General features: G+C 49.5%; 15 protein-coding genes and 2 tRNA genes. 5 read left to right on the forward strand and 12 right to left on the reverse strand.

The features are described from left to right. On the forward strand, positions 1-1,380 hold the full coding sequence (locus I6E49_RS02860; RefSeq protein ID WP_235400337.1) for a hypothetical protein: 1,380 nt from the start codon (positions 1-3) through the stop codon (positions 1,378-1,380). 21 nt (positions 1,381-1,401) lie between these two features. Here I6E49_RS02860 and thrC read toward each other — a convergent pair whose 3' ends face one another. The 3 genes from thrC to thrA are packed head-to-tail and all read right to left on the reverse strand — an operon-like array spanning position 1,402 to position 6,462. Beyond that, positions 1,402-2,703: a threonine synthase gene (gene thrC, locus I6E49_RS02865; RefSeq protein ID WP_235400339.1), complete on the reverse strand. Its 1,302-nt coding sequence runs from the start codon at positions 2,701-2,703 to the stop codon at positions 1,402-1,404. 33 nt (positions 2,704-2,736) lie between these two features. Next, a complete protein-coding gene (locus I6E49_RS02870) occupies positions 2,737-4,014 on the reverse strand; it encodes a cofactor-independent phosphoglycerate mutase (RefSeq protein WP_235400340.1) in 1,278 nt (425 codons plus the stop codon). 12 nt (positions 4,015-4,026) lie between these two features. Beyond that, on the reverse strand, positions 4,027-6,462 hold the full coding sequence (gene thrA / locus I6E49_RS02875) for a bifunctional aspartate kinase/homoserine dehydrogenase I (RefSeq protein WP_235400342.1): 2,436 nt from the start codon (positions 6,460-6,462) through the stop codon (positions 4,027-4,029). A gap of 19 nt (positions 6,463-6,481) precedes the next feature. Between thrA and I6E49_RS02880 the strand changes: the two genes are divergently transcribed. Together I6E49_RS02880 and I6E49_RS02885 are read left to right on the forward strand one after the other, a co-directional pair. Next, complete coding sequence (locus tag I6E49_RS02880) at positions 6,482-6,646, forward strand: hypothetical protein (protein WP_235400344.1); 165 nt, start codon at positions 6,482-6,484, stop codon at positions 6,644-6,646. Positions 6,647-7,048: 402 nt separating this feature from the next. Further along, positions 7,049-7,423, forward strand: coding sequence for a DUF805 domain-containing protein (locus I6E49_RS02885; RefSeq protein WP_235400345.1), 375 nt, complete (start codon positions 7,049-7,051; stop codon positions 7,421-7,423). 115 nt (positions 7,424-7,538) lie between these two features. Here the strand turns inward: I6E49_RS02885 and I6E49_RS02890 are convergent. Then, positions 7,539-7,612: transfer RNA gene (locus tag I6E49_RS02890), tRNA-Arg, on the reverse strand. Between the two features lie 278 nt (positions 7,613-7,890). Here I6E49_RS02890 and I6E49_RS02895 point away from each other — a divergent pair. Next, positions 7,891-9,798, forward strand: a complete 1,908-nt coding sequence (locus I6E49_RS02895; protein ID WP_235400346.1) for an SUMF1/EgtB/PvdO family nonheme iron enzyme — start codon at positions 7,891-7,893, stop codon at positions 9,796-9,798. Positions 9,799-9,832: 34 nt separating this feature from the next. Beyond that, positions 9,833-11,113, forward strand: coding sequence for a glycosyl hydrolase family 28 protein (locus I6E49_RS02900; protein ID WP_235400347.1), 1,281 nt, complete (start codon positions 9,833-9,835; stop codon positions 11,111-11,113). Between the two features lie 19 nt (positions 11,114-11,132). Here I6E49_RS02900 and I6E49_RS02905 read toward each other — a convergent pair. From I6E49_RS02905 to rlmN, 8 genes are all read right to left on the reverse strand, one after another. Next, positions 11,133-11,208, reverse strand: a tRNA-His gene (locus I6E49_RS02905). A 190-nt stretch (positions 11,209-11,398) separates the two neighbouring features. Next, positions 11,399-11,794 (reverse strand): preprotein translocase subunit SecG, encoded by a 396-nt coding sequence (gene secG, locus I6E49_RS02910; protein ID WP_235400348.1) that lies wholly within the window; start codon positions 11,792-11,794, stop codon positions 11,399-11,401. 94 nt (positions 11,795-11,888) lie between these two features. Then, a complete protein-coding gene (locus tag I6E49_RS02915; protein ID WP_235400349.1) occupies positions 11,889-12,671 on the reverse strand; it encodes a tetratricopeptide repeat protein in 783 nt (260 codons plus the stop codon). Positions 12,672-12,716: 45 nt separating this feature from the next. Continuing rightward, positions 12,717-13,214: an LptE family protein gene (locus tag I6E49_RS02920; RefSeq protein WP_235400389.1), complete on the reverse strand. Its 498-nt coding sequence runs from the start codon at positions 13,212-13,214 to the stop codon at positions 12,717-12,719. 45 nt (positions 13,215-13,259) lie between these two features. After that, positions 13,260-14,543, reverse strand: a complete 1,284-nt coding sequence (locus I6E49_RS02925; RefSeq protein WP_235400350.1) for a sigma-54 interaction domain-containing protein — start codon at positions 14,541-14,543, stop codon at positions 13,260-13,262. A 100-nt stretch (positions 14,544-14,643) separates the two neighbouring features. Next, positions 14,644-15,843, reverse strand: a complete 1,200-nt coding sequence (locus I6E49_RS02930; RefSeq protein WP_235393170.1) for a PdxA family dehydrogenase — start codon at positions 15,841-15,843, stop codon at positions 14,644-14,646. 27 nt (positions 15,844-15,870) lie between these two features. Next, entirely contained in the window at positions 15,871-16,887 is a 1,017-nt protein-coding gene (locus tag I6E49_RS02935) for a DUF4837 family protein (protein ID WP_235400351.1), read from the reverse strand. A gap of 82 nt (positions 16,888-16,969) precedes the next feature. Beyond that, a complete protein-coding gene (gene rlmN, locus I6E49_RS02940; protein ID WP_235400353.1) occupies positions 16,970-18,010 on the reverse strand; it encodes a 23S rRNA (adenine(2503)-C(2))-methyltransferase RlmN in 1,041 nt (346 codons plus the stop codon). Positions 18,011-18,207 lie beyond the last annotated feature (197 nt).

Below are 18,207 nucleotides of genomic sequence, written 5' to 3' on the forward strand. Positions count from 1 at the left end.
ATGAAATTAATAAACAAAATCGCCTGTTTGCTTGCCGTTGCAGCAACAGCCCTCGTTTCAGCATCGTGCGAGAACGACAACATCAATCCTTATGAGTATAACAACAATGGCGGCAACCAGAACCAAGGTTCTACCGAGGTATTGACGACCAAGATTGCCGAATATCCCGTTGGCTCACTTGTATGGACCAAGGACACAACGCTAACAGAAAGCGTGGAGATACCCGTAGGCACATCGCTATATATTGAGCCTGGCGTGACCGTAACTTGCAAGTCGGATGTGCAGGTACCTATAGAGATTGTGGTGCTTGGCAATCTATATTGCATGGGAACAGCCGAGCATCCAGTGACGTTCGCCTCCGACGCAAAGAAGGCCGAGGACTGGGGTGGTATCATCTGCGGATACAACAGCCAGGAGGTTGTGCTCAACCACGTTGATTTGGCTTATGCCGGAGCGACACCTACAGAATCGTCGGCGTCATTCCAAAACCACCTCTTCAAGAGCACCATCGACGGTGGTGTGCCTGCCTTCCACTTCTGCAACGTCAACGGCAAGTTTGTAATGGCAAACTGTTTCTTGCACGACAACTACAACGACCAGACCTATTTCACGGGCGGTCAGGGCGTGATATACAACTGCATATTTGCCGACAGTGGCAATGCCACAGACGGTGGCGAGGCTATCAACGTTAAGGCGGGTTGCAAACTCGACATTGCCAACAACATAATATACAATGCTTGCACCAATGCCTTCAAATTGTCCAATGCCGGCAACAGCGAGATTATTCCGCTTACACAGCTCGCTGCCTACAACAACACTATCGTAAACTGCGGTTGGCGTCGCGCCAAGAACAAGAAGGGTGGAAGTATCTGGCTTGAGAAGGCTATTGCTCCGACATTTGTCAACAACCTTGTATACGACTGCCGTTTCGGCTTGAAGCAACCTAAAAAGGACGGTGCCGACCTCGAACACTCTACTATAGCTCCCAACTACTATTTCGCTTCTACCGAAACTGGCGTGAAGCAGATGTCGAAGGATGCCGACATGATTATCTGGAACGACAACGACATCAAGAGCAACGTAGCCGGACAGTTTAATCCGCTGTTCAGAAACTTCAAGCAGAGCGATGTGATGAACATCAACTGCGAGATAGACAACGTGCAGAAGGGTGCTCCTCTTCCATTCGACCGCTCGTGGAACTTCAACTTTCAGCAGGGCAGTCAGGCTCTGTCGAATGGCATCACCAACTTCCAGCGCATCTTCCCCAACGGTCTTGCATTCTTCGGGATGAAGAAAGTGATGTTCCTCGACAACAGCAACGATCAGAACTACTATTTTGCAGCACCAGCACCGACAACACGGTTCGGTGCGGCGCTGTAATCAGGCGACGAGCATACGCAATCATTCTCCCATCAGCAACCTCTTGAAGTCGCCGAACTCCCTTGACATTGCTATGCTCCGCTTCTCGCCCTTCATGAAGGCAGCAAGACGTTCGGGCATTGCAACCTCGGCATTGACAGCCGACTCTACGGTTTCCTTGAACTTGGCAGGATGGGCAGTCTCGCCAAACACGCCCACTTCGCCGTCGAGCAGGAGGTCTTTCAGGGCCTGATAGCCGCATGCGCCGTGCGGGTCGAGGATGTAGTGATTCTGGTCGTAGCACCGGCGCATGGCCTGGCGTATCTGCCCGTCGCTGTACGTGGCACCGCTCATCAGACTAGAAATCTTCCGCCAGTCGCCCTTGAAGAGGTCGTTGATACGGGCGAAGTTGCTCGGGTCGCCCACGTCCATGGCGTTGGCAATGGTCTGGATGCTTGGGCGCGGACAGTATTCGCCGGTCAGCAGATACCTGTAAACGATGTCGTTGGCATTGTTGGCAGCGATGAAGCGCTTCACGGGCAATCCCATTTCTCTGCCGAATATGGCTGCTGTGATGTTGCCGAAGTTGCCGCTCGGTACGCATATTACGTATCCGTGCTCCTTGCCGATGCGCTTCAGCTGTGCGTAGGCGTAGAAATAGTAGAACGCCTGCGGAAGGAAGCGTGCCACGTTGATGGAGTTGGCTGAAGTAAGCTTCATGTGTCTGTTAAGCTCGTCGTCCATGAATGCCTGCTTGACGAGAGCCTGGCAGTCGTCAAACACGCCGTCCACTTCGATGGCGGTGATGTTCTGTCCGAGAGTGGTGAACTGGCTCTCCTGAATCTTGCTGACCTTGCCCTTAGGATAGAGCACGTATACATGTATGCCGTCAACGCCAAGGAAACCGTTGGCTACAGCCGAACCCGTGTCGCCACTTGTGGCAACCAGCACATTGACGTTGCGGGTTCCCTCTTCGCGTATGAAGTATTGCAGCATACGCGCCATGAAGCGTGCGCCTACGTCCTTGAAGGCGAGAGTAGGTCCGTGGAAGAGTTCGAGCGAATAGATGTTCTGTTCGACTTCCTTTATGGGGCAGTCGAACGCCAGGGTGTCGTATACGATGCGCTTGAGGTCGTCTGCCTTGATGTCTTCGCCGAAGAAGGCGTCTGCCACCCTGTATGCTATCTCCTGAAACGTGAGCCTGTCGATGTTCTCAAAAAACTCCTTAGGCAACTTCTTGATGCGTTGGGGCATGTATAGACCGCGGTCGGGTGCAAGTCCTTTTACTACTGCTTCGTGCAGTGATGCGAGTGGGGCTGTATGGTTGGTGCTGTAATATTTCATAGAATTTAAATGTTAAGTGTTGATTGTTAGGTGTTAAATTGCAGGAACGTCTATGCTCATGAACATGTCCATGAATTCGGTGAGGTGAAGCATGCCGTAGCTGCCGCTTACGCAACTCACTTCGCTGTATGTAGCAACGTTGTCGGGCTGGATGCCGGGATGCCATACGGCGAAGGGCACGGGCTCATTCATGTGCGTGCGTATCTCCACAGGAGTGGGATGGTCGGGCATCAGGGCTATGCATACAGGCTCGTCCCACTTGGACACCTCGTCAAATATAGGGCCGACCATACGGCTGTCGAGGTTTTCGATGGTGCGGAGCTTCAGTTGCAGGTCGCCGTCGTGTCCGGCTTCGTCGCTTGCCTCGACGTGTACGAATACGAAGTCGTCATTGCGCAGGGCGTATATAGCGGCTTGGGCTTTCCCCTCGTAATTGGTGTCAGCAAGTCCGGTAGCGCCCGGCACGATGATGTTGTGCAGTCCGGCGTAGCGGCCGATGCCACGTATCAGGTCGACAGCCGAAATCACGTCGCCCCGCTTTATCTGCGGATACATCTCCTGAAGCGTCTTCATCTGCGGACGATAGCCACCGCCCCAAGGCCATATGCAGTCAGCCTCGTCTTTGCCTTCGGCACGTCGGGCTATGTTGAGCGGAGCATTGGCAAGCACTTGCTGCGACTTCAGAATCAGGTCGTTCAGAAGGTCGGCGGTCTGTTGTGCCGTCATTCTGCCGGACGGTGCATCCTCGTTGAATTTGCAGCCATTGTCTTCATATCCAGGTTCGGGAGTGACGAGCAGCTTGCGCCACGGTTCGTTGGGATGGTCGTGGGGTGGGGCGCATGTCACGTGCTTGTTGCCACCTCTTATTATAAGCAAGTGTCGGTATTGTATGCCCTTGATGAACATCACACGGTCGTTGCCCAGCTTCTCGTTCAACAGGTCGATGAGTTGCTGGCTGTCGTCGGTAGTAAGGTGTCCGCCGTGGTGGTTCTTTATCTTGCCGTCGGCAATGCAGATGATGTTGCAGCGCAAGGCGAAGTCGTCGGACCGCATGTCGTAGCCTATTGAAGCGGCTTCCAATGGTCCGCGACCTTCATACACCTTGTTCATGTCATAGCCAAGTATGGTGGCATTAGCCACCTCGCTGCCCGGTAGAAAACCGTCGGGTACGGTATTGAGTCGTCCGGTTCGTCCTATGTGAGCCAGATGGTCCATGTTAGGTGTGTTGGCATACTCAAGGAGGGTTTTGCCTCCGAGTCGGTCGACAGCATGGTCTGCCATGCCGTCGCCGAGGATTATAATGTGTTTCATGGGATATGCTTTTTAGACGTTAGCGATAGACATGATGTTGGCGAATACGCCTGCAGCCGTCACGCTTGCTCCGGCTCCGTAACCCTGTATGAGCATCGGGTATTCGCGATAGCGCTCAGTGGTGAGCGATACCACGTTGTTGCTGCCCTCAAGGTTGTAGAACGGGTGGCGCATGTCGACCTCTTTGAGTGCCACGTTGGTCTTGCCGTGGTCGAATGTTGCTACGAAACGCCAGCGCTTGCCTTCGGCTTCGAGTCGCTTGCGACGCTCTTCAAAGTCGGCATCAAGCTGTGGCAGATTCTTCCAGAAGTCGTCTATAGTACCCTCGAAGAACGAGTCGGGTATGAACAGATACTTCTCAACATCAGCTTTCTCTACCTTGTATCCTGCCTCACGGGCGAGAATTACGAGTTTGCGGATTACGTCCTTGCCCGAGAGGTCGATGCGTGGGTCGGGTTCGCTATATCCCTGTTCTTTGGCGCGGCGTACAGCCTCCGACAATGGAACGTCGGCTGAAATCTCGTTGAAAATGAAGTTGAGCGTACCGCTGAGCACCGCCTCAATCTTCAATATCACGTCGCCCGAGTTGCGCAGGTCGTTGATGGTTCCGATGATAGGCAGTCCGGCTCCAACGTTGGTTTCGTAGCGGAACTTAACGCCACGTGCCAGAGCCGTTTCCTTCAGTTGGATGTAGTTGTCGTACGATGACGAGGCTGCAATCTTGTTGGCAGCAATCACCGAGATGTTATGTTCGAGGAACGACTGGTAGAGTTGCGCCACGTCCTTGCTTGCTGTACAGTCGACAAACACGCTGTTGAAGATGTTCATACGGATAATCTCGTCGCGCAAGGCATTGTCGTTGCATAAGGGTGCCTGCTCAAGCAGTTCGCGGTATGTAGTGAGGTCGATGCCGTCGCGGTTGAATATTGCCTTCTTCGACGATGCTATGCCTACCACATTAAGTTTCAGACGCTTGGCGCGTTTCAGTTCTTCATATTGGTCGTGAATTTGCTCCAGGAGCTGTCCGCCCACCGTGCCCACACCGCATACAAAGAGGTTAAGCACCTTGTATTCCGAAAGGAAGAACGAGTCGTGTATTACGTTGAGTGCCTTGCGCAGATATTTGCTGTCTACTACAAACGAGATGTTGGTCTCCGATGCACCCTGCGCACATGCTATCACGCTGATACCGCTTCTGCCAAGAGTGCCGAAGAGTTTGCCGGCAATACCAGGTGTGTGCTTCATGTTCTCGCCTACGATGGCTATTGTGGCAAGTCCGCTCTCGGCGTGCATTGGGAACATGGCACCCGTCTCTATCTCCTTGGCAAACTCGTTGTTGAGCACCTTTACGGCAGCCTGCGAGTCCTGATCGCGCACACCGATAGACGTAGAGTTCTCTGACGAAGCCTGCGACACCATAAATACGCTTATGCCATTGTCGGCAAGAGCGGTAAAGATGCGTCGGTTGACACCGATAACACCCACCATCGACAGGCCTGTTACGGTGATGAGGGTGGTGCCGTTGATGCTCGAAATACCCTTGATGGGTTTGGAATCGTTGGCTATTTTGGCCTTGATGATGGTTCCCTCAGCGTCAGGATTGAATGTGTTCTTGACGCGTATAGGTATATTCTTAACACAAACGGGGTATATTGTAGGCGGATAAATCACCTTTGCACCAAAGTTGCAAAGCTCCATAGCCTCGATATAGCTCAGTTCATTGATGGTGTATGCTGTCTTGATTACTCGTGGATCGGCGGTCATGAAGCCGTCTACATCGGTCCATATTTCGAGTATGTCGGCATCGAGTGCTGCCGCAATGATAGCCGCTGTATAGTCTGAACCACCGCGTCCGAGATTGGTAATCTCGTCGGTGTCGCGGTCCATACTGATAAAACCAGGAACAAGCGAAATGCGTGGCAGGTCGCTGAATGTGCGACGCACCAGACGGTTGGTGAGTTCTGAATCGAGAGTGTTCTTATGGTTCTTCTGTACGGTCTTGATGAAGTCGCGCGAGTCAAACCACTTGGCACCATGCACAAGCGTAGCTACAATGTTAGAGCTAAGGCGTTCGCCGTAGCTTACGATAGCGTCTTGTGTCTTCTTGGAAAGGTCGTGGATAAGGAACACGCCAAAATATATAGAGCGCAACTGTTCAAACAGCGAATCGACAATCTTGAACAGGTTCTCGCGCTTGCGTGTATCGGTGATGATGGTGTCAATCATCTTGTGGTGGCGGTCCACCATAGCCTGAAACTCTTCCTTCCATGCTTCGTCGCCCTTAAGTGCAAGCTGCGAAGTGGCAAGGAGCTTGTCGGTGATGCCACCAAGAGCACTGACTACAATGATGACTGGCTGTTTCTGGGCCTCTTTCTCTACAATAGCCTTCAGGCTGAGAATACTCTCTACGGAACCTACCGAGGTTCCGCCAAATTTCAATACTTTCATTCTTCTTGTTCTTTGGTTAATGCCTCCATACAAAGGAGGCGGATTGTGTTTCGATGCCGTGGCTTGCCGGCGCAGCGAGACTGGCTTCTGCATCATGCCTCAATACGAGAGAGGAATGCGCAAGACTCCTTGGTCTGCTTTTCTATACTGCGCGACAGCGGGGCGTGACAGCACCGTGTCGTGACATAAAGTTTTAATAAAGTGTCGGCAAATTTACGAAAAATAAATGTTATGTCAATAAAAAACAAAAGAAAAAATTACAATTTTATTTTAGTTGGGGTGTTTACCGAACAGATAGTCTACGTCATATGGCGTGTGGAATAGGGTTGTAGTACTGCTATTATAAGATAGTAGAACTGATGGCATTAGTAATGGGTCTTGTTGTAATACTATTATATAATCCGCTTCTTACGTATATATAAGCATTCTGATACCGTATTAAATAGTCGTATCGTGCCATGAAATGCTCGTATCAAGCCATGAAACGACTATATCGCGGCTTGAAACGAAACAATTATCTCGTAAGAGAAGTCTTTTTGGGGATATAATCATTATCTTTGCATATTATCACTAAAAATATAAATCTATGATTGAATCTGCTAAAAGTGCCTATTCGCAATACTTTTCTATATCCGGACGGGCTTCCCGTTATGAATTTTGGTCGTTCATGCTTTACCAATTTGTTGGATTAATTCTTATTGGTTGTATTTGTGTTCTTGCTTCTTATGTGTTTGATGATAAGCGTGGGTTGTCCTTTACCTTGATGGCACTGTGGTATCTTTTTCATCTTATTCCAAACTTCACTATTCTTGTGCGTCGTTTGCATGATACCTCAAGGTCTGGTTGGTGGCTTCTGTTAGTATGTCTGCATGGGTTAGGTGTCTTAATCTTATTTATTTTTACATTATCACGAAGTTCTGAAGATAATGAATACGGGCCAAAGCGAGATTTAAAATATTGATATTTAAACAGGGCCTTTTGTTTGCTCAGGCTACGGCGGTGACGCCATAGTCTCCTATGGCGCATAAACAAAAAAGAGGACTTTACTTTCGTAAAATCCTCTTTAAATATGTTTGTGACTCCGGCAGGATTCAAACCTGCAACCTTCTGATCCGTAGTCAGATGCTCTATTCAGTTGAGCTACGGAGCCAAACCTTATTGCTTTGCGGAAACGTTGTTCCTTAAAAGCGATTGCAAAGGTATAGCTTTTTATTTAAACCTCCAAATGTTTTTGAAAGTTTTTTCTGTTTTTGTCGAAATTTCTTGGATTTGCACTACCTTTGCATAAGGTAGGCTGCACCTCGGCAATTGAAGCAAGCTTCATTGCGCTCGGTTTGCACTACCTTTGCATGTGAAAAAAAACTAATTAAAAACCATTTTATGTTACGTTTCAGATCTAATTTATTTATTGTTCTGACCATTGCTTCTATGGGATGTGATAGGGCTTTGGCGCAGAATGCCGATATCATTCCGCTGGTTGAGATACCTGCGGGAAGTTACTATATGGGTAGTAATGGTGAGGGTGAGAACTTTGATGAGGCTCCCGTTCATAAGGTGAATATAACTCATGCGTTCAAGATGGGACGTACGGAAGTGACCAATGCCCAATATGAGATGTTTCGTCCTGAGCATCGCAAGCTTCGTGGCAAGAACAATGTTTCGCTTAATGACGATGATGCAGTAGTAAATGTTAGCTATCAGGATGCTGTCGATTTCTGCAAGTGGATTTCGGTAAAGGAGGGCAAGCAGTATCGTTTGCCTACTGAGGCGGAGTGGGAGTATGCCTGTCGTGCAGGTACGTACACCTTATATTATACAGGCGATGGGTTGCCTGCCTCGATGTGTCGCAATCAGGTAGTGGCTCGCGATTATAAGCCGGTGTCGCTTCGTGTTGGTCAGACCGAGCCTAATTCTTTCGGTCTGTATGATATGCATGGCAATGTGGAGGAGTGGTGTAGTGATTGGTATGGACGCTATAGTGCAGTCGAGCAGACTGACCCAGTCGGTCCTATGGATGGATTGTATAGGGTGACACGTGGTGGCAGTCATCATACTCCGGTAGAATATCTGCGCAGCGCCAACCGTATGGCCATGATACCCGAAGACCGTCAGTCGCTTACAGGATTCAGAGTGGTTCAGTCCGATTATCCTTTACTGTCGACCACGATAGACAAGAACAGTCCGCAGTTTCTCGAACCGATACCTTTTGTCATAAAGCCAGAGCTTTCTACTGTTCCGTTCTATCGCCATAATCATCAGCCTTCTGTCACATGGTGTGCCAATGGTAACTTGGTTGCAGCGTGGTTTTCGGCTAATGTAGAGAATGGTCGTGGCATGGTTGTGCTGTCTTCAAGGCTGAAGAAAGGTGCCGACGAATGGACTCCTGCCGAACTCTTCTTCTCTGTGCCTGACCGTAATGTCACCGGAACCTCGCTTTTCAATGATGGCAAAGGACACATTTTCCATTTCAATGGTGTTGAGGCTGCCGGCGATTGGCAGAATCTTGCATTGGTAATGCGCGAGAGTGTTGACGACGGAATGTCATGGAGCCGACCGCGTATTATTGAACCCGAACATGCCAAGCGTCATCAGGTGATTTCGGGTACGATTAGCGACAGTCGCGGATGGATGTATCAGTTGTGCGATGCAGGTCCTGGCGGCAATGACGGAGCCTCTATTCATATCTCTAAAGACGGTGGCAAGACGTGGAATGACCCATGGGACGGCAAGCCTCTGCCTGATTTTGCTGAAGGAAAGAAGGGTTCTACTATTGCCGGTATTCATGCCGGACTTGTAGTGCGTCGCGACGGTTCGCTTATGGCGCTGGGTCGTGGCAACAGTATTGTAGGTAAGGATGGCAAGAAGCATATGCCAATGTCGGTTTCTTACGACAATGGCAAGTCATGGACTTATTCTGCTTCTGTGTTTCCGCCTATAGATGGCGGACAAAGACTTGTGCTGATGCGATTGCTGGAAGGTCCGCTTATGCTTGTGTCGTTTACCGATCATCCGCAACGCACACCTGAATCCGACCGTGGAATGGTGTTCACGGATAATGAAGGTAGGCAGCATAAGGGCTATGGCATGTATGTAGCCGTGTCGTACGATGAAGGAAAGACATGGCCCGTTAAGCGTTTGCTGACCGATGGCAAGCAGCGCCATCTTGACGGAGGAGCATGGACGGGATTCTTTGATATGGATGCTACGCATGCTGAACCGCGTGGCTATCTGGCTGGAACGCAATCGCCCGACGGCATGATACATATATTGAGCAGCAGGATACATTATCGGTTCAATCTGAAATGGATTGAACAGTGTAAGGCGGTTGGTGATTAATCAATAAATTATTGTAGAAACAAATCTATCTGTTATGAATATATTCTTGTCGATAGTTGTTGGCATCGTGTCGTTTGGGGCGGTGCCGAACAACGAGTCGGTGAATAATGCCGACGCAATCAATAGTGCGATAGAGCAATGTAGCAGCAGGGGTGGAGGAGTAGTAACCGTGCCTGCTGGTGTGTTTACTACAGGAACGGTGTATATGAAATCTGGTGTTACTGTGCGTCTTGAACGTGGTGCTACACTTAAGGGCACGGCATGCTTGGACGATTATGCATCGTTGAAGATCGCTGATGACTTGTCGATGTATGAAAGCGGTCGCGGTACTGTCAATTATAATTCGGCTACTGACCCGCAATGGTCGAAAGCTATGATTATGGCAGTTGGTGTAAGCAATGCAGGTATTGAAGGTGAAGGCTGTATAGACGGAGCTGATGTGCGAAATCCGCTTGGCGAGGAACATATGCGTGGTCCGCATACTATACTGATGGCTGGATGTCGCAACATGCGTTTTACAGGTTTCTCGGTAAAGCATTCAGCCAACTATGCCTTCTTGGGCTATAAGGTTGACAAGTCGGTGTTCAGCAATCTGCACATAGATGGCGGATGGGACGGTATTCATATTCGTGGAGGACGCGACTTGAAGATTGTACGTTGTGAAATGCATACCGGCGACGATGCGATTGCGGGTGGATACTGGCAGAATATGCTTATAAATAAATGTGTATTGAACTCGTCGTGCAATGGTGTGCGTATGATTATGCCTTCGGTAGGACTTGAGATTTCCGATTGTGATATTTACGGTCCGGGCAAGTGCGAGCATATCACGTCGCATCGTAAACGTTCGGAGGCTGCCATAAATCTCGAACCAGGGGGATGGGGTAAAGCACCTGGACGTATGGACCGTATCGTGATAAAGCGCAATCGTGTGCGCGAGGTGCTTACCCCTTTGTGTGTAACGCTCGGCGAAGACAATACCTGCGGACGTATTGTTATAGAGGATATAGTGGCTCGTGGCATTACACGTATGGCAATGTCGGTAAAGAGTTGGGGCAATGCACCTACTGAGAAGGTGGTGATGCGTCGTTGCGACTTGGAGTTTGATGGCATTGACGACCCTAATCTGCCTGCTTGGTTTGAAGGACGTCCTACAAGCGAGTGGCCGGTATTCCCATGTTGGGGAATGTATTTCCGCAATGTAGGGCTGGTATATATAAATAATGTGACTCTGCGCTTGAAGGGCGTCGACTATCGGGTGCCATACATGTGTCACAATGTGGGTGAAATGAAAAAAAGGAAACTCAAATATTGAGTTTCCTTTTTTAATAGTTGGGTGGCAGGTGGGACTCGAACCCACGACATTCAGAACCACAATCTGACGCTCTAACCAACTGAACTACGGCCACCATGTGAATGGGCTTTGATTTTTAAGCGAGTGCAAAGGTAGTGAATTATTGCTAAACTACCAAATGCTTTTGCTACTTTTTTTAGTCTTTATGTGCGATTTTTGTAGAATTAGCAAAAAAAAAAAGAGTTCAGCAAACTGTTTGCGCTTGCTGAACTCTTATGTAGTTTTAATCAAACTGTCTTGTTGGTATTACTTTGCGGGCTGAGCAGGAGTCTGCTGAGTGCCTGCTGCAGGAGCCTGCTGAGCACCAGTAGCAGGAGCTTGCTGCTGCTGGCTTGCACCGAAACCAGGAGTTGTGTTCGGGTTTGTGTTCTGTGTTTCAGTAGCTGCCTTCTCCATAACGCTGCTTTCGGTAGTAGAAACCGGAGCTACATAGGCGCATACGATGCTGAAGAATACCATAGCAATGGCAAGACCCCATGTTGCCTTCTCGATGAAGTCGGTAGTTTTGCGAACGCCCATGATGGCGTTTGATGAAGAGAAGTTTGAGGCCAGTCCGCCACCCTTAGATTCTTGGATAAGAACGATGCCGATCATCAGCAGCGAAGCTATCACAATGAAAATTACGAATAAAAAGTAAATCATTTTCTTATTTGTTATTTATTATTTATTATTTATTATTTATTGCTTGTTTTTTGTGGCTTTGCCACTTTGCTACGAATGTGTGCAAACTGCGTTTTTACTGCTTTTTGCCCTTCTCGTTTATGATAAGTTTCTTCAAGAAACGTATTTGGTCTGCAAAGTAAGCACTTTTTTTTGGATAATTCAAATTTAAGCGTTGAATAATTTCAAGTGCCTTTGAATATCTGCCTTGTTTTATATAAATTTTGGCCAAAGTCTCTGTGAAATACCCTTCGTCGCTGTCGTTTGACGTATTGTCCTCGTTGTTTATTTCTGGTTTGTATGTGGGCTTGTCTTGCAGTTGTATCTTGCCACCGTCGTTGTTGATGAAGTCGTCGATAAGTTCCTGCCCCTTCAGTTGCGGACTTTCGTTGTTGGTATTCTCTTCGTCTTCGTTCTCTTGTTTTAGCAGATATGCCACGTAGTCGATTGCGGCATCGGCTGGAGTTGGTTTGCTCTTTGTGTCTTGTCCGTCTGTGTCGGCATCGGGTTTGGCATTTTCAAGATAGCTGTCAATCAGGGATATGGTTCGGTTGCCCGTTGAGTCATTGTCTCGCTGGGCAGCAGAGCTGGCTGATTTCTCGTCGGCCAGCTCTTGTGCTGTCTTTATCTTATAATGTGCCCCCTCTACAAGTTCGAAGAGTAGTGAACGGTCGGATACGTATAGTGCAGCCCGATGCAGTTCGTCGTCGAAAGCCGAGTCGTGCATCAGGTACATGTTCTGCAACATCAGCAGCCTGGCTGTCTGATAGTAAGGATAGAGCGCGACAAGGCTTCGGAGTTCGTACAGAGTCTCCTTGTTCATTAGCTCGGGATGTTGTATGAGGCGCACTAAGTCCACGTTGTCGTTATGTTAAATGTTAATTGATAGTTGTTGAATGTTTGATTACCAGTTTGCCACGGTGGCGTTGAATATCTGTTCGGTCAGGTCCTTCACCATTTGTGTCACGAGCTCTTCCTGTACCGCAGCGAGGCTTTGTGTGGTTTCGTACGACTTTGATGCGGTGAACTGTCGTTCGAAGTCCTCGTTGTGATTGGCGTTGTTGGTGAATCGTACGTTGACCGTAATAGACAGTTCGGTCTGTGCTGAACTACCGTCAGCCGATACCGACTTGTTACGCTGTGAGTATTGGGTTATCTCGCCCTCAATCTTCAGGTCGCCGTTGCGCTTCACCTGGCTAAGCTTGGTATGGTTGGCAAACTCGTCCTTTAGCTGATTGTTGAACATCGGTCCCATAGGTCCCCATACATAGCTTGAGCGTATGGGGAAATCGGCTATCTGTATAGTCTTGGTCTTGGTGTAGTCGATGCTGGCTCCGTTGAACTTGTATCCGGAGAAAGCGCACGAAACCCATGTCATTGCCATCAAGGCAAAAGCCACCATTCTAATGGTCAGGTGTTTATGTTTGTTTATCATTTTAGATATGCTTTATTGTTTATCCAGTCCATACTGCTTGATGCGTCGGTAGAGTGTACGGTCGGAGATGCCGAGTTCTTGTGCCGCTTTCTTGCGGTTGCCGCCATTACGCTCAAGAGCTTTCTCCACGACATGACGTCCTATGTCGTTGAGGTTGAGGCTGTCGTTTTCGGACAGTCCGGCATTCTCGTTGTCGTTTATCTCTTCGGCTTCAACATCCTGGAAGGCATTGAAGCGGTTTTGCGGATTACGATACTGCTGTATTGATGCTGCGGGATTGCCGTAACCGTGAGTCTCTGGTCCGCCAAGCGAGTGCATACCGTTCAGCGCCGACAGATTGTCGAGTGCGTGAGTGGTGTCCATCTTCTTGCGCATGTCTGCCATCTCGCGTCGCAGGTCGCTCACGTTGCCTCGCAGTTCGTACAATATCTTATATAGTATTTCGCGTTCGCTCTCGTAGGAGTGGCTTCCCGGAGCTGTGGTTGTGGTAAGCTGTGTGCTTTCCTGGTTCTCAGGTATGAACTTGCTCAATGTCTCGGCATCAATCTCGCGCTTCTGGCTTAATATCGACATCTGCTCGGTGATATTCTTGAGCTGGCGCACGTTGCCCGGCCACTTGTACTTGAGCATTATCTGCTTGGCGTCGTCGGTGAGTGTGATGCGAGGAATGCGATACTTCTCAGCCATCTGCATTGTGAAGAGTCTGAACAACAGCAGTATGTCTTCACCTCTATCGCGCAATGGCGGAATCTGTATAGGTATGGTATTGAGACGATAGAACAGATCCTCGCGGAAGCGTCCCTCGCTTATTGCCTTGTGCATATTGACATTGGTGGCAGCCACGATGCGCACATCGGTCTTCATTATTTTCTGACCGCCTACACGTATGTATTCGCCGGTTTCGAGTACACGCAGCAATCTTGCCTGTGTGGCAATGGGCAGTTCGCCCACTTCATCGAGGAATATCGTACCCTTGTTGGCTGTACCGAAATAGCCCTCACTCTCGCCTATAGCACCCGTGAACGAACCCTTTTCGTGTCCGAACAGTTCGCTGTCGATAGTGCCTTCGGGGATGGAGCCGCAGTTGATGGCGAAGTATTTTTCGCGCTTTCGTGTTGAGTTGTCGTGTATCAGGCGTGGTATAATCTCCTTGCCCACGCCACTTTCGCCTACGATAAGCACACTAAGATCGGTCGGCGCAACCTGAAGAGCTACGTCGAGTGCGTGATTGAGGGCTTCGCAGTTGCCCACAATATTGTATCTTTGTTTTATTCTTTGCAGTTCTGATGTGTCCATTTGCTAACAAAATTACACATTATAATTGATATATAGGCAACGGGCTTTCTGTTTTTTTTAGTGAATTTAAAGGTTTGGTGCCCGTTGCTGTTTACATCCGTTATTCAGCAGCCTGCTGCTTGTTGGCATCAGTCTTTTGTGGAGTTGCGCTGTTTCGGTTGTCTGTCTGTCCGGGGTGTTGTGCCGGACGGCGGTCGTTATGTTCGTTGCGGTTGAACGGTTCGCGCTTCTTGGGTATGGCAAATCTTACCTTCTCGCTGTCGTCGCGTTTCTCGTGATAGAGTTTCTGCAATGGATTGGCAAGTGGCAAGTCGTGCTCGTCGCGGTTGCGTACTATATCGATGGCTCTGAATATGGCATGGCGTAGTGCGCTCTCATCGTTCTCGCCGCTGCCGGCATTGGCGAAGTCGGGAGTCAGGGCGGGTGCCGTGCATACCAGCGGTAGCGATGCTATGTAGCATATGCCGTCGTTCTGCATGAGTGTGGTGAACGGTATGTTGGCCTGGTCGTCGTACATTGCCAGAACGCAGTCGAAGGCTTCGTAGAGGTTTTGTCCGAAGAATTCGTCGGCGGCATAAGGTCCGTATGTGTTGATGCCGTCCTCTTCCGATTTCTTGATGGCCGGAATGATAGTGTCTTTCTCTTCAGTGCCATTGGCATTAGGGTTGAGTGCCAATACGGCTATGCGCGGATTTGAGATACGGAAGTCGCGCTGTATGCTTGTGTGCACAGCCTTGATTTTGGCTATGAGACGCTCTTCGGTGAGGCTTGCCGGCACATCCTTGATAGCGAGTCCGTCGGTGGCGAGTGCTATGCGCAGCGATTCGTTAATCATTATCTTCACGCCCTTGGCACCGTCGCCGATGCTTGTCTCCGAGTATTCCTTCAGATTCTTGTAGCTGTAGTTGTCGGCTGACATGTTGGTGTTGTCTACCGGACATGCCACAAGCACATCGTACAGTTGGCTGCGGAAGTCGGTCATGGCACGGTCGAGAGCCTTCAGGGCAGCTTCGCCCGACTCCTTGGTAGGTGTGCCAATCTCTACTTTCACCTCATCGTCGAAGCATGTGAGCAGATTGACACGTCCGTCTTGTGCGTCTTCTGCACGGTTGATGATGCTGAAGCTGGCCTGGATGTTCATAGCTTTGCGATGATAGGCAGCAATCTTAGGCGAACCGTAGATGATGGGAGTGCACAGTTCCAGCATCTCAGGCTCAGCAAAGGTTTTAAAAATGAGTTCGTATCCGATACCGTTGGTATCGCCGTGCGTTATGGCAACGCGTATTTTTCTATCTTCCATTGTATATTATATATTGTGTATAAATAATTAGTCTGTATGTGTTTTGCCCGACAGATGCCTTGTCGGCTCCTGCTTCTTCTTTGCCCGTTGTTTATGCGTAGCATACACGATGGCTTCGAGCTGCATCATGAGGTTGCGCTTTTTCATGCCGGGGGCATAGACGAATCCCTCTACCGTTACTGCCTCACGAGGATAATATCCCCATATCGAACGAGCCACAAGCGGTCCGCCCATAGCATCGCCTTTCATCTCCCACAGTCCGCGCCACTCTTGCGTATGGATGTCTTCCCGCTCGTCATTCTTGTAGATTACGCTACATGCGTCATGTACGGTTGCCATGTACATCGAGTCGGTCTCTCCCTTTATGTTCACCTGCATCACGCTGTCGCGGTTGCGAAACTGCTGCTTATAGATGCAGATGTTCTGCATAGCCGTAGGCGAATCGTTTGAAATCCACAGAAAGTCCTTGCCACGTTTGCACGACTTCATGTCGGCAGGAATCGGCATGTCAAACCCGAACATGCGCTTCACCTCTGCCTCCATCTTCGGGTTGTGCTTGCGCTGTAAAGTTTCGATGTAGGCTTTCGACTCGTGGGCTTTCAGCAGTTCAACCAATGTGTGTGCATTGCCTTGCAGGGCTGTGTCTTGGGCAGACATGCTGCGCAAGCAGTCGGCAGTAGGGGCGCATACTCGCACAATCAGTTGCGGTTTGGCGTACATATTGTGCTTGCATGCAATGCTCAGCTTGTCGTATTTCTTTGGGTTGATGTCCACAACGACCAGCGACCTTGCGTATCGCAACACTCCATTCAATGCTTCCGCCGGTCTGACATCAGGCTCGCTCACGTCGAACATCGGTTCGCTCTGCGGCAATCCTTCAACGTCTATGCTCAGCGCCTTGTACAATATGCTGTCAACATCGCCCACTACAGTCACCTCAAACGGACTGCCTCCGCTCGTAGGCAGCATGCTCTTGCGGTCGTTGCAGGCTGCAATGAGCAGACAGCAGAAGCTAAGCAGGAGGCGTGTTACGTACTTATACATATGGTATTTGTATATAGATATATTTGAGCAATCATTGCATATTGCTCCCCTCCCTGCGGGGGAGGGGTAAGGGGGAGGGGCTTTATCTTCTTATGTCCTCAATCGTCTTTGCCGTAGACAGCAGTCCGCACGCAGCGAAGATGTCCTGTCCTCGGCTTGCGCGTATAGTGGTGATGATGCCGTGATTGTTGAGATAGTCGCGGAAAGCCTCCATCTTCTGCTCGTCGCAACCCTCAAGGTCGACATTGGGAATCTTGTGGAAGCGTATGAGATTGATACGGCAGAACAGTCCCTTTGTCAGCTTCACAATCTCGCGGGCGTGAGTCATCGAGTCGTTTACGCCACGGAACATGATGTATTCGAACGAAAGGCGGCGCTGATGAGTGAAGTCATACTGGTGCATGAGGTCGATAATCTCCGTTATGGACATGCCGCGTTCGGCAGGCATGAGCATGGCTCGCTGCTCGGGAATGGGTGAGTGCATGCTGATGGCAACATGGCATTCGCTCTCGTCGAGAAATCTCTTCAGCTTGTTCTTCACGCCCACGCTGCTCACCGTGATGCGTTTGGGGCTCCATGCGTAGCCATAGTCAGACGTAAGCACCTCGGTAGCCTTCAGCACGTTGTCGAGATTGTCCATAGGTTCGCCTTGTCCCATAAACACAACGTTGGTCAATTTGTCGCGTTCGGGCAATGCGTATATCTGGTTGAGAATGTCAGTAACGGTAAGATAGCCCTCAAAGCCCTGCTTGCCGGTCTGGCAGAACAGGCAATTCATCTTGCATCCCACCTCGCACGATACACAAAGTGTGGCGCGGTCGTGGTCGGGAATGTACACCGTCTCTACATGTTTGCCCGATGCTGTGGGGAAAAGATACTTCATAGTGCCGTCCTTCGACTTCTGGCATTCTATGTGCGGCATGCAGCCTATGGTGTATTCGGCGGCGAGCTTCTCGCGGTTTGCCTTTGATATATTTGTCATTTCGTCAATCGACTCTACATGCTGTGTGTACAGCCACTTTGCCATCTGTCCGCCAGTGAAGGCCGGCATGCCGAGCGACTTAGCCACTTCTTTCAGTTCATGGAGCGATAGTCCGAGTAGGGGTTTCTTATTGTCTGTCATATAATTTCCGTTAGCGAATTGTTTCATCTATAATTCTGCAAAATTAATGTTTTCCTCGCAGAATACCAAATGTTTAAGGGGTGTAATTCAAATGTAGTCCTTTTGGCTTTCAAATGTAGTCCTTTTACACTTCAAAAGGAGTCCTTTTGCAAGCCAAAACGAGTCCTTTTGCAAGCCAAAAGGAGTCCTTTTGCAAG

The sequence above is a fragment of the Leyella stercorea genome (assembly GCF_021531655.1).